Annotated in this window: 11 protein-coding genes; all 11 read left to right on the forward strand. The window is 46.2% G+C overall.

Annotation, left to right across the window (positions count from 1 at the left end; all coding sequences use genetic code 11):
- Positions 1-458: hypothetical protein (locus D1831_RS08675; RefSeq protein WP_225422837.1), on the forward strand; the 458-nt coding region annotated here is incomplete at its 5' end.
- A 14-nt stretch (positions 459-472) separates the two neighbouring features.
- The gene (locus tag D1831_RS08680; RefSeq protein WP_125072543.1) at positions 473-1,153 is read left to right on the forward strand and encodes a histidine phosphatase family protein; all 681 of its coding nucleotides are present in this window, start codon (positions 473-475) and stop codon (positions 1,151-1,153) included.
- 315 nt (positions 1,154-1,468) lie between these two features.
- The gene (locus D1831_RS08685) at positions 1,469-2,317 is read left to right on the forward strand and encodes a PRD domain-containing protein (protein ID WP_125072544.1); all 849 of its coding nucleotides are present in this window, start codon (positions 1,469-1,471) and stop codon (positions 2,315-2,317) included.
- A gap of 156 nt (positions 2,318-2,473) precedes the next feature.
- Positions 2,474-4,456: a beta-glucoside-specific PTS transporter subunit IIABC gene (locus D1831_RS08690; protein ID WP_125072545.1), complete on the forward strand. Its 1,983-nt coding sequence runs from the start codon at positions 2,474-2,476 to the stop codon at positions 4,454-4,456.
- Positions 4,457-4,475: 19 nt separating this feature from the next.
- The gene (locus D1831_RS08695; RefSeq protein WP_125072546.1) at positions 4,476-5,939 is read left to right on the forward strand and encodes a glycoside hydrolase family 1 protein; all 1,464 of its coding nucleotides are present in this window, start codon (positions 4,476-4,478) and stop codon (positions 5,937-5,939) included.
- A gap of 262 nt (positions 5,940-6,201) precedes the next feature.
- Positions 6,202-7,692, forward strand: a complete 1,491-nt coding sequence (locus D1831_RS08700) for a glycoside hydrolase family 1 protein (RefSeq protein ID WP_125072547.1) — start codon at positions 6,202-6,204, stop codon at positions 7,690-7,692.
- A 312-nt stretch (positions 7,693-8,004) separates the two neighbouring features.
- Positions 8,005-9,060, forward strand: a complete 1,056-nt coding sequence (locus D1831_RS08705; RefSeq protein ID WP_125072548.1) for a DUF871 domain-containing protein — start codon at positions 8,005-8,007, stop codon at positions 9,058-9,060.
- Positions 9,057-9,947 carry an N-acetylmuramic acid 6-phosphate etherase gene (gene murQ, locus D1831_RS08710; protein WP_125072549.1) on the forward strand — a complete coding sequence of 297 codons (891 nt, stop codon included), beginning with the start codon at positions 9,057-9,059 and terminating at the stop codon, positions 9,945-9,947. The genes D1831_RS08705 and murQ overlap by 4 nt, the downstream gene beginning before the upstream one ends.
- Positions 9,948-9,959: 12 nt before the next feature.
- Positions 9,960-11,465 (forward strand): PTS transporter subunit EIIC, encoded by a 1,506-nt coding sequence (locus tag D1831_RS08715; protein WP_125072550.1) that lies wholly within the window; start codon positions 9,960-9,962, stop codon positions 11,463-11,465.
- Positions 11,466-11,495: 30 nt separating this feature from the next.
- Positions 11,496-12,344 (forward strand): MurR/RpiR family transcriptional regulator, encoded by an 849-nt coding sequence (locus tag D1831_RS08720; RefSeq protein ID WP_125072551.1) that lies wholly within the window; start codon positions 11,496-11,498, stop codon positions 12,342-12,344.
- A 10-nt stretch (positions 12,345-12,354) separates the two neighbouring features.
- Positions 12,355-12,840: a PTS sugar transporter subunit IIA gene (locus tag D1831_RS08725; protein ID WP_125072552.1), complete on the forward strand. Its 486-nt coding sequence runs from the start codon at positions 12,355-12,357 to the stop codon at positions 12,838-12,840.
- Positions 12,841-12,911 lie beyond the last annotated feature (71 nt).

The following is a 12,911-nucleotide window of genomic DNA, read 5'->3' on the forward strand; positions in this document are numbered from 1 at the left end:
ATTTTGTACGTAATACGTTAAGTGTAATTTTTATGGTGGATATGTGTAGAAAGATGACAAGTCAGCAAAGAAAGAAAACCGTTTTCGCTTTCACGGATAATGGATGTGAGAACAGGAATGGTCAAAATATGTTATTAAAGTATATAAAGGACAACCAAGCACATGCTAAAGTTATTCATCTTGACTGTATAGCTGATCTCTCATCACCCGTGATATATGCGAACTCAAAGATAATAAAAAAGCTTGAGGGTCAGGATCAAGAATTAATTTTAAAGAGTATTGACGAACTAGATTATGCACATATTGGAAAAAAGGATATTGTTATTACTAATGGAACTGTTAAACAAAATAGTATTGAGATTGCCTCTGAAAAATTAATGGAAAAGAATTTTGACTTAGATATGATGGAAAAAAACTTTAACTCTGTACAAAAAAGTATCATTAATTTTGCTTCGTAGGAGGAGAAAGTCTAGTGCGAATTTATTTAGTACGTCACGGGGTCACGGAGTTTAATTCGAGTCACCGGTTTCAAGGTGGTCAAGTAAACTCTCCGCTATTAACTGAGGGTGTAGAAAGGGCAAAGCAATTGGGCAAATACCTTGCTGATCAGCAATTTACTAGTGTTTTTTCAAGTCCCCAAGGGAGAGCATTAGATACCGCAAAGTTGATTTTAAATGAACGTGTAACTTCGCCAGAAATCACCATTGTACCCGATTTACGAGAATTTGAATTTGGTATTTGGGATGGGAAACCAGAACAACTGGTTATGGATAATCCGCAATATGATTATCTAATTCGAGAACCTGATAAATATAATCCTAAGTTAGCAGGTGGCGGTGAAACTTATGATAATTTTTTGTCGCGCACAACAAAAGTTATAAAAGCCATCGTACAAAACGAAGGTCCCAACAATTCAAACTCAGTATTAGTGGTATCACATGGAAATGTTATTTCTATGACGGTAAAATATTTATTGGGTGTACCATTTGCTAATCTACGCCAGGATATTTGTCACAGTGATTCTGGTGATACATTAAAAACAGCGGGTCACGGAATTGTTGATAATGATAGCTTAACGGTTATTGAAACGATTGATAACGAGACATTTAAGCTAAAAGTTTGGAATAAAGTGATACCTCTTAATAGTAAATAGCGCCTGCAAGATGTAAGTATTGTTACTGACATTTGGCAACAGATGACTATTAGAACTCAATTTGTTTTTGAATTGAGTTCTTTTTCACCTTTATTGGTCATAGATTTAGTTTTGACTATGTTGAATGGAATAGTATCTAAAATTAATTGTTGACACCGCTTACAGTTGTTGCTATTATAAACCACATAAACGAGAGCGTGTTACTGATTCGATCAGGCATAAACCTACTTTATAAACGTACGAGCAGTCCCTGTTGTGGGATGCGATACTGTTGGAGTAGGTTTTTTGTTTGGTCACGCTTGGAGGCTGGTCATAGTGAAGTTCCTAAAGAATTTTAATAATAACGCCGCTTTAGTCGTTGATGATCAGGCTGTTGAATGGATCGTCGTTGGTAATGGCGTTGGGTTTGGCAAACATAAAGGCGATTTAATCGATGAAAATAAGGTTCAACGTCGGTTTGTCGCGACGTTAAAACAAAATGTCGATATTGATAGCTTTCAGGATCTGAAGCCGCAATCGTTTACCATCACGACCAAGGTGGTGCATTTAGTTGAACCATTGCTAAAAATTAGTTTTAGTGACTATCAGTATTTTGTTTTAGCTGACCACATTGATTTCGCCTTAAAGCGCGCAAACGACGGAATCGATGTGGACAACGGGACCGTTCGGTGGGAAGTGAAAAAACTTTTTAATAAGGAATATCAAGCGGCGAATCAAGCCGTTGCCTTAATTAATCAGTTGGCAAACGTAACGCTACCTAAAAGTGAAGTTGTTTTTATGACGTATCACTTCGTCAATGCCGCGTCGGACGGATCTAAATTACAAGAAACGATAAAAATTACTAAACTAATTAGTGGCATCATTGATATCGTGCAATATCAGTTCCACATGACATTGGATACCGAATCATTTAATTATAGTCGTTTTATTGCCCATTTGCGGGCGCTATTAGTTCAACGGGCGTGTCAGGTGACGGTGACGAATGGTGAGTTGGATGCGTCATTACTACAATTAATGATGACAAAATATCCACGTGCGTACGAAACCGTTGAACGTATTGATACGTTTTTACAGAGTCAAGCAGGTTGGCAGTTGCAACCAGATGATAAGGTCTATTTAACCTTACATATTTGGCGAGTGACGCACCGTCAGAAAAGTGAATAATTAAAGATAAATCAGGTGTGTTACTGAGTAATCAGGCATTAACCCAAATATCTTTTCTTGAGATTAGCCGTGGCTAGGGCCCTAGTCGCGTAGTTTGAAGAAAGGACGTTTGGGTTTTTGTTTTACTTAAAATTAACGTTTTAGGAGGAAACGAGTATGGCTTATGAAGAGTTAAGTAAAAAAATCATCGCCGGTGTCGGCGGTAAGGATAACGTTAGGAGTGTGGTTCATTGCACGACGCGGCTCCGTTTTAAGCTGAAAGATGAAGGCGTTGCAAAAACGGATGAACTTAAAGAAACGGATGGCGTGATCACGGTCGTTCAATCCGGTGGTCAATATCAAGTCGTTATTGGAAACGAAGTAGCGGATGTGTATGAAACCTTGATTAAAGTAGGTGGCTTTTCCGATGGCGGCAGTGTGCCGGATGACTACGGTGAAGACGAAAAAACGAGTGTGTTTGACCGCTTTATTGATTTAATTTCTGGTATTTTCACCCCCATGTTAGGTGTTCTATGTGCGGCCGGGATGATCAAAGGCTTTTTAGCCATGTTTGTTGCTCTTAATTGGTTATCCACCAACTCTGGGACCTATAAAATTTTGTATTCAATTGGGGATGGCTTTTTCTACTTCTTACCAATTGTATTGGGCTTAACGGCTGCCAAGAAATTTCACGTGGATCAATTTATCGGCATGGCGATTGGGATGGCGCTTTGCTACCCAAGCATTGTTGCGTTGAATGATAGCAAAACCGTGTTAACAACGCTCTTTAGCGGAACGCTGTTCGAATCACAAATTCACGCAACTTTCTTAGGGATTCCGGTAGTGATGATGAGTTATACGTCGTCAGTTATTCCAATTATTCTTGCGGTTTGGTTTGCTTCAAAAGTCCAAACTATTGCAAAGCGAATTGTACCGACCGTGGTCAAGACGTTCTTGGTACCGTTCATTACCCTATTGATTGCCGTACCCGTGACGTTTTTAATCATTGGGCCGGTTGCTAGTTGGTTAAGTGATGGTATTTCATCAATCTGTGTAGCTATTTACAACTTCAGTCCGATGTTGGCCGGGATTGTTATGGGGGGCTTCTGGCAAGTCTTTGTTATCTTTGGTGTTCACTGGGGTTTCGTGGCCGTGATGATGGCCAACGTAGCTTCACAAGGTTACGATCCCATTTTAGGGTTATCCTTAGCAGCTTCGTTTGCGCAAACCGGGGTCGTTTTAGGAATTTTACTTCAAACTAAGAATGAAAAGACCCGTGGCATTGCGTTACCAGCCTTTATTTCCGGTATCTTCGGTGTTACCGAACCGGCTATTTACGGGTTAACGCTGCCACGCAAACGCCCATTTATTTTAAGTTGTATTGCAGCGGCCATTGGTGGCGGCATTATCGGGTTAGCTGGTACTAAGCTGTACATGATGGGCGGCATGGGGATTTTCTCGATTCCTGCTGCGATTTCTAAAGCGGGCGTGGACAGCACTGTTTACGGGCTGATTTTAGCAATGGCGGTTGCCGCTGTTCTAGGCTTTGCCTTACAAATGCTGTTTGGCCGTAAGAGTGTGGATAGTGAAGCGCCTAAAAAGAGTCAAACTACTGATGCAGAACCAGCAATTGCTAGTGGGGTTGTTGAGACGACTGCTGCTGGTGTTGCGACAAAGGTTGATCCTACTGTTCATTACAACGTTGCAACTAACTTATCCAGTCCCGAAACGGGTCGGATCGTACCATTGAGTGAAGTACACGATGAGGTGTTCTCATCCGGCGCAATGGGCAAAGGAATTGCCGTTGAACCGACTGAAGGAGTCTTGTACGCCCCAGCCGATGCCGAAGTTGCGATGGTTTTCCCAACCGGACACGCGATTGGGTTAAACACTACTGATGGAGCAGAAATTCTCATGCACATTGGGATGGATACCGTTGAATTGGACGGTAAGGGTTTTGAAACCCTAGTTGAAAAAGGAACTAGCGTTAAAGCGGGTCAGCCCTTAATTAAATTTGATATCAAGGCGATTGAAGCCGCTGGTTACACCGTTACAACGCCAATCGTGGTGACTAATTCGAAGAACTACCACGACGTTAAAGTGGCGTTGCCGGAATTAAAAGATGTGAATGCAACTGAACCATTATTACAATTAAACTAAATTAAAAGGAGTTTTGATCATGTACTCAAAAACAATGCCAACGGGATTTCCTAAAGGATTTTTATGGGGCGGTGCGACCGCTGCCAACCAAGTTGAAGGTGGCTGGAACGAAGACGGTAAGGGCTTGACCACGGCGGAAGTCGTTAAAAAGGCCACTGACCGCAAAGTCATGTCCATGAACGAAGTCACTAACGAAACTTTACAAGTGGCCATCAATGACAAAACGGATACCATGTACCCCAAACGGCGGGGAGTTGATTTTTACCATCACTATAAAGAAGACATTAAATTGTTTGCTGAAATGGGATTTAAGGCCTACCGTTTGTCGATTGCTTGGGCCCGAATTTTCCCTAAGGGTGACGAGATGGAACCAAATGAAGCGGGATTGAAGTTCTATGACAACGTCTTTGCGGAATGTCACAAGTACGGAATCGAACCCGTTGTCACAATCTCCCATTACGAAATGCCGTTAAACTTAACGTTGACTAATAATGGGTGGGCGTCACGCAAGACGATTGCCGATTTTACCCGCTATACCGAAGTGCTATTTAAACGCTACAAGGGAGTAGTTAAGTACTGGTTGACTTTCAACGAAATTAACGCTTCAACATGGGGTTTCACCGGGACTGGTGCTGTAGATAGCGAGTTGAGTCTGCCTGAACAAATGCAGTTACGTTACCAAGCGTTACACCATGAATTTGTAGCTAGTGCGATTGCCGTTAAACAGTGCCATCAAATTGACCCGGATGCTCAAATTGGTTGTATGCTAGCGCGGATGCAAACGTACGCTAATACGCCAAATCCTACTGATGTACGGGCGGCACAATTACAAGATCAGTTAAACTTATTCTTTACGGATGTCCAGGTTCGCGGGGAATATCCGGAATACATGAACCGTTACTTCGTTGAAAACGGCATCGAACTGGCCATGGAACCGGGCGATGAGGACTTATTGCGCGAAGGCAAGGTTGATTTTCTGAGCTTTAGTTACTACATGACGACCATCACTTCAGCGACCGACGACGTTGAAAAGGTCAACGGTAACTTAGCTTTAGGCGGAAAGAATCCGTACTTAAAAGCGAGTGCCTGGGGCTGGCAAATCGACCCCGTTGGTTTACGGATCACGTTAAACGAATTCTGGGATCGTTACCGGGTGCCGCTATTCGTTGTTGAAAATGGTCTGGGTGCGGAAGATAAAATCGCCGCGGACGGTAAAATTCACGATGATTACCGGATTGATTATTTACGGCTACACATTGAACAGATGAAGGAAGCCATCAAGGATGGCGTGGACCTAATGGGCTACACGACTTGGGGCTGCATTGATTTAATCAGTGCCGGTACCTCCGAAATGAGCAAGCGTTACGGCTTTATTTACGTTGATCAAGATGATGAAGGTAACGGTTCGCTCAAACGAATCCGGAAAGATTCTTTTGATTGGTATAAAAAGGTTATCGCTTCAAATGGGGAAGACCTAGCGTAAGTTGTCAATGCCAGCTAATTAAAAATATCAGTAGTAAAGCCCATACCATTCAAAACTTGGTACGGGCTTTACCACGTTAATGGTGGTGAATCGTCTATAATCCATTAATTTGTACTATGTACTATTACAAATTATACGCTTATATAAAGGGTTTCTATGAATTTACGATAAAATCGATTTGATATTGATAGGTCAAATTGATTATACTGGAATGTAAGGGCTATCATTTTTATAATGGTAAGCCAGAAAGGGTGTTGATTAGATGTCAGAATTTCCAGAAGGCTTTTTATGGGGCGGCGCGACCGCTGCCAATCAATTAGAAGGTGGCTACAAGGAAGGTGGCCGCGGTTTATCAATCGCCGACGCGCTTCCTGGCGGTAAGGATCGGTTTAAGATCGTTAGTCAGCCCGATTTTGATTGGACCATCGATGAAGCTAAGTATACATACCCGAACCACGAGGGTATTGATTTTTATCACCATTATAAAGAAGACATTGCGCTCTTCGCTGAAATGGGTTTTAAATGTTACCGGTTTTCCATTGCCTGGTCGCGGATCTTTCCTAACGGTGACGAACCACAACCCAACCAAGCCGGCTTGAAGTTTTACGATAACGTAATCGACGAATGCTTGGCTAACAACATTGAACCAATCATTACGATCTCACACTATGAAATGCCATTGAACCTGGCCAAACGCTACGGCGGGTGGAAGAACCACTACTTAATTGAATTTTATGAAAACTTTGCCCGGACCGTTTTGACCCGTTACGCGGATAAGGTCAAGTACTGGATGACTTTTAACGAAATCAACAGTGCCGCCCACTTCCCAGTGATGGGGCAAGGGCTCGTACCGTCCAACGGAGCCGACGATAAAAAGAACGTTTTTCAAGCTTGGCATAACCAGTTCGTTGCCAGCGCGAAAGCGGTTAAAATTGCCCACGAACTCCATAAAAATATTCAGGTCGGTTGCATGATTCTGTACGCGACGAGCTACAGTTACGATGCCAACCCGGCTAACCAGTTAGCCAACTTGCACCACAACCAGGATTTCAACTTTTTCTGTGCCGACGTGCAGGTCCGTGGCGAATACCCCGCTTACACGAAGCGGTTGTTAGCTGAATACGGCTTGGCCTTCGATGACCTCGAAACGACCGATGGCGAACTGGCTCTTTTGAAGCAGTACCCGGTTGATTACATCGGTTTTAGCTACTACATGTCAACGGCGGTCGAAACGACCGGACAAAATACCGATACGGTGGCTGGTAACTTGATGGGCGGTGTTAAGAACCCGTTCTTAAAGGCGAGTGACTGGGGCTGGCAGATTGACCCAACCGGTTTGCGGATTGCCTTAAACGAGCTCTACGACCGTTATCAAAAGCCGCTCTTCGTCGTTGAAAACGGCTTGGGTGCACTTGATAAACCGGACAAGAACTTCCACGTGGAAGACGACTACCGGATCGATTATTTGAAACAACACATTCAAGCGATGGCCGGCGCAGTTGCTGACGGGGTCGACTTAATGGGTTACACACCGTGGGGGTGCATTGACTTAGTCAGTGCTTCTACCGGTGAAATGAGCAAACGCTACGGCTTCATTTACGTTGACTTAGATGATCAGGGTAAGGGCAGCTTAAAACGGTACCCTAAGAAGTCGTTCTATTGGTACCAAGAAGTCATTAAGAATAACGGGTTGGAAAAGCCCAAAAAACCCGCAAAAACTGAAGTAGATTTAACCAACTTAGACTTGAGCTAAGCTAAAAGGCCACCCGCGACGTACGGGGGGCCTTTTTAACTGAAAACGGGTAGCGTTGTTTTCAATCAAAATTTATAGCTTAAAACGCCTTTTTAAATTGGTATAGGCTAATTATTTTAATAAAAACATTGATTTTAGCGCTCTAAGTGTTATAGAATTAAAATTGGTATTGGTAATAAGACGATTGAAATAAAATGTATAAGAAATATAATTTCATTTAAAGATTATAATATACCACCGTATTGTAATTTTGTTACAACGGTGGTATATTTATTTTGAAGATGAAAGCGATAACAATTGGAGGGTGAAATAATGCTGGGTTTTTCGGTGTATTTGAACCAACCGTTAGATGCAACGCGGCTTGAACAGATGCGAATGATGGCTGACGCCGGCTTTACCGGGGTCTTTACGTCGATGCACATTCCGGAGGACGACCCGCATCAATACCTAACGCGAGTCCGAAAACTGGGACAAGTTTGTCGGGAACTAAATTTACAGTTGACCGCGGACGTTTCGGCGGCCGGAATGCAACGGATGGGTGTCGATATCAAGGATGCCGCAGCGCTGGCGGAGTTGGGGTTAACGGCGTTACGAATTGATGACGGGGTGCCAATGACCACCATCGCCGCGTTATCCCACTTGATGCCGATTGCCCTGAATGCCAGTACCATCAGTCCGGCCGACGTTCAGGCATTAACGGTAGCCGGGGCTAATTTTGAACACTTGGAAGCGTGGCATAACTATTATCCCCGGCCAGAAACCGGGTTGGACGCTGACTGGGTCCTGGCAAAGAATCAGTGGCTAAAGGCGCAGGGATTTACAACGATGGCGTTTGTGATGGGCGATACCGATTTGCGCGGACCGCTGCACGTCGGGTTACCGACGCTCGAGGCTGACCGTGGCGCCCAGCCACTGGCGGCTACTTTGAACCTCCAGCGTCGTTTGTTAGTTGATAAGGTTTACGTTGGTGACTCAGTGTTGAGTTCGGCGCGGTGTGAACAATTCAAACATTTTTTTAAGGACCACACTTTGCAATTATCCGTTCACACGACGACGGCGCAACTACTGGCAACCACTTGGCATAACCGCCCCGACGTTGCGCGGGACGTGGTGCGGTTAGTTGAAGGGCGTCAAAAGATTCACCAACTGGCACCGGCCAATACGGTGGCGCGGCCGCTAGGGGCCGTAACGATTGACAATGACCGCTATGGCCGTTACGTGGGTGAGCTGCAAATTATGAAGACGGCTTTACCCGCGAATGAACGGGTCAACGTGGTGGGACAAGTTGCCGCGGGTGACTTGGCCTTATTACCATGGATCGACAGTAACCAAGCGGTTCAGTTTATAAAGGAGGATGATGGCAATTGAACTTAGGAAATTTAACCACGGAAACGCGGAATCAAAAAACGATGGCGTTGGATACGTTATCAGTCAAAGAGGTTTTAACCCTCATGAATCAGGAGGATCAGAAGGTTCCGGCGGCGATTCAAAAAGTGCTTCCTCAAATTGAAAGCGCTGTAAAAACGATTGTTGACCATTTACAAGCCGGCGGTCGCTTAATTTACATGGGGTCTGGAACTAGTGGCCGGCTAGGCGTACTGGACGCCGCTGAATGTGTCCCGACGTTTGGAACCGCTCCGACGTTGGTCCAAGGTTTGATTGCGGGGGGCATGTCCGCCATGACGGTGGCCGTAGAAGGGGCCGAAGATTCCGTTGAACTGGGTCGGCAGGACTTAGTTGATCTAAAACTAACGGCCCACGACACCGTAGTTGGGATCGCGGCGAGTGGTCGGACCCCGTACGTGGTAGGCGGCTTAGACTATGCTAAGAGCGTTGGTGCCGCAACGATTAGCCTGGCCTGTAACGCGCACGCGGTAATCAGTGACCACGCCGCGATTGCCATTGAAGTTGAGGTCGGTCCGGAAGTCTTGACGGGTTCGACCCGGCTTAAATCGGGGACGGCGCAAAAATTAGTTTTAAACATGTTATCAACGGTTTCAATGATTGGAATCGGTAAAGTTTATAAGAATTTAATGGTCGACGTTAAACCAACTAACGAAAAATTGGTCGAACGGGCAAAACGGATCATTGTCCAGGCAACGGACTGTTCCGCCACAACGGCCGCCAAGGCGTTTGAGGATGCGGATCAAGACGTTAAGCTGGCCATCGTGATGGTTTTAACGGATATGAGTAAGGACGAAGCAGCACAACGCCTGCAGCGGGCAAAGGGATTTGTTCGTCAGGCAGTTAATTAGGAGGGATTTATTATGGCTGAAGATAAGTACGTTCGGATCGCCCACGCGATTTATGACCACGTTGGCGGACCGCAAAACATAGCAAAGTTGATCCACTGCATGACCCGGGTACGGATGACGATTCGGGACGACTCCTTAGTGGACATGGACGGTTTAAAGGCCATTGACGGCGTCATGGGCGTTGTTCAAGAAGACACGTTGCAAGTCATCGTGGGCCCCGGCACCGTGGACAAAGTGGCCGAAGAAATGGTCAAAGAAGTGGGGGTTGGCTTAGGCGAACCGTTCCCCGATCCAAGTACTTTTACGACTAAGAATGATTCGACGACCAAGTCGGAACACCAACGTGACAAGGAAATGGTGGAGGCCAAGGCCAAGAAAGTTCACGCCGCCCAAAAAGCTAAAATTAAACAAACCCCAATGCGCAAAATTTTAAGTGCAATTTCTAGTATTTTTATTCCATTAATTCCAGTGTTCGTTGGGGCTGGTTTAATTTCCGGGATCGCTGCAATCCTATCTAATATGATGGTCGCCGGCGATATTGGCAAGAACTGGACCGACTTCATTAACGTTTTGAAGGTCATTAACGGTGGCCTGTTCTCGTACTTAGTGATCTACGTTGGGATCAACAGTGCGACCGTCTTTGGTGCAACCGCCGGCTTAGGTGGGGTCATTGGGGCCGTGACGCTGTTAACGGGGGTCACCCCACAAGCACCGATCCACAACATTTTTAACGGCCAAGCGCTATCCGCGGGTCAAGGTGGGATCATCGGGGTTATTTTTGCCGTTTGGGTCCTTTCACTCGTTGAAAAATGGTTACACAAAGTTGTTCCGGATTCAATTGACATTATCGTGACACCGACGATCGCACTCCTGGTGATTGGGATCTTCACCATCTTTATCGTCATGCCGATTGCCGGGGTTATTTCGACCGGCTTAGTTGGCGGGATCGAATGGGTCTTAAACGTTGGTGGGGCCTTCTCCGGGTTTGTCCTGGGACTGTTCTTCCTGCCAATGGTCATGTTTGGGTTACACCAAATCTTGACACCAATTCACATTGAAATGATTAACAAGTTAGGCATGACGCCACTATTACCAATTTTGGCTATGGCCGGTGCTGGTCAAGTCGGGGCTGCGATTGCACTGTGGCTGCGTTGCCGGAATAACCGTCAATTAACGAACATGATCAAGGGGGCCCTGCCCGTTGGGATTTTAGGTATTGGCGAACCGTTAATTTACGGGGTCACGTTACCGTTGGGCCGGCCGTTTATTACCGCATGTATCGGCGGTGGTATCGGTGGTGCCGTGATTGGTGGTTTAGGTAACATCGGGGCCATCGCAATCGGGCCTTCCGGGGTCGCACTGATTCCGTTGATCAACAACGGGCACTGGATGGGCTATGTTTTAGGCCTACTAGCGGCGTACGCCGGTGGCTTTGTCGCAACGTACTTCTTCGGCGTTCCTGCTAGTGCTAAAATAGCTAAAGATAAAGAGGGCCACGAAATCGCAACGGCGGCCTAAATACCATTAGTTAAACGTAGGAGGTTACCCATGACTAGTATCTTATTTACCATTCACAACAAGCTAGCCAACTTTTCAAACGCTGAGCAAAAAATTGGCCGCTACATCTTAGAACACACCCACGAGGTGATTCAGATGAGTACTGCCGAGCTGGCCGCGGCGGCGGACGTTAGTACCGCGACGGTCGCCCGCTTTGGGCAAGCGCTGATTCCGGACGGTGGGTACCCCGCGTTAAAATTACGACTGTCGGCAGAAAGCAGTGTTGATCAAAGTTTATACGATGAAATTAACCCCCAGGATGACCTGGCGGCGGTTAAGTCCAAATTAGCGCTACGGATTAGCCATACGATTGAGGAAACTAACGCCGGCCTAGATGATCAGGCGTTAACGGCGGCGAGCCAACTAATCGCTGGCAAGGCTAACGTGTACGTCTACGGACTGGGCGCTTCTAACGTGGCGGCTACCGACTTTGAACAAAAGTTTATTCGGGTCGGTAAGGCCATTATTCACTCGCAGGACACGCACCTGCTAGCCGTGGGAATTACGACGCAACGCGCCACGGCCGCCGTATTCTTGATTTCCAATTCGGGTGAAAAGGCGGAAAGCATCCAGTTGGCGAACCTGGCCCGCTCAATCAACGTACCGGTCATTGTGTTGACGCGCAACCCAAAGAGCACGCTGGGGAAGCTAGCGGACTTTGTGTTGCGCAACGATGACAGTGAAGAAAACCAGACGGCCCGCACCGCGGCAACCACGTCGTTAATGGCGCAACTGTACGTCATTGATTTGCTGTATTACACCTTTGTCACGCATGATTACGCGCACCACATTAAGCAACTCGTGGCGACCCGGGACACGATTCGGAAACATTTTAATTAGGGGTGGTAATGTGTTCGGTTTTAAGAAAAAGCAAACGGCGGTGGCCTTAAAGGCCATTGCTAACGGTCAGCTGATGCCCATTACGGCGGTCGCTGACGAAGTCTTTTCACAGAAAATGATGGGGGACGGCTTTGCCATTGAACCCACCACTGGGACGATTACGGCACCCGCGGACGGTGAAATTAAGACTATCGCCGACACGAAGCACGCCGTGATGTTGACGACGCCAGACGGTTTGGAGCTGATGCTGCATCTCGGCTTGGACACGGTTGAGTTAAAGGGCGCGCCCTTTGACGTTAAAGTTCAAGTTGGTGAACGGGTTACGGCGGGCCAACCACTCGTTCAAATGGACCTTGCGGCCGTGAAAGCGGCTGGTAAACAGACAACGGTGATCATGGTGATTACGAACATGGATCACGTTGACCAACTAACGGTGACGGCCCCCACGACCGTCACGCCGGCGGACGACGCGGCCACGGTGACCGTTAAAGCATAATTAATTAGTTCGCGTATCAAAGGACACCTCAGCACGTTTGGGGGTGTCCTTTCGTATGGGGTAAAACAATT

It is taken from the genome of Lactiplantibacillus garii (assembly GCF_003885105.1).
Lineage (GTDB): Bacteria > Bacillota > Bacilli > Lactobacillales > Lactobacillaceae > Lactiplantibacillus > Lactiplantibacillus garii.

Coding starts and splice junctions, on each gene's coding strand:
- D1831_RS08690 (WP_125072545.1), top strand. CDS start 2,474: ATGGCTTATGAAGAGTTAAGTAAAAAAATCATCGCCGGTGTCGGCGGT.
- D1831_RS08695 (WP_125072546.1), top strand. CDS start 4,476: ATGTACTCAAAAACAATGCCAACGGGATTTCCTAAAGGATTTTTATGG.
- D1831_RS08700 (WP_125072547.1), top strand. CDS start 6,202: ATGTCAGAATTTCCAGAAGGCTTTTTATGGGGCGGCGCGACCGCTGCC.
- D1831_RS08705 (WP_125072548.1), top strand. CDS start 8,005: ATGCTGGGTTTTTCGGTGTATTTGAACCAACCGTTAGATGCAACGCGG.
- D1831_RS08715 (WP_125072550.1), top strand. CDS start 9,960: ATGGCTGAAGATAAGTACGTTCGGATCGCCCACGCGATTTATGACCAC.
- D1831_RS08720 (WP_125072551.1), top strand. CDS start 11,496: ATGACTAGTATCTTATTTACCATTCACAACAAGCTAGCCAACTTTTCA.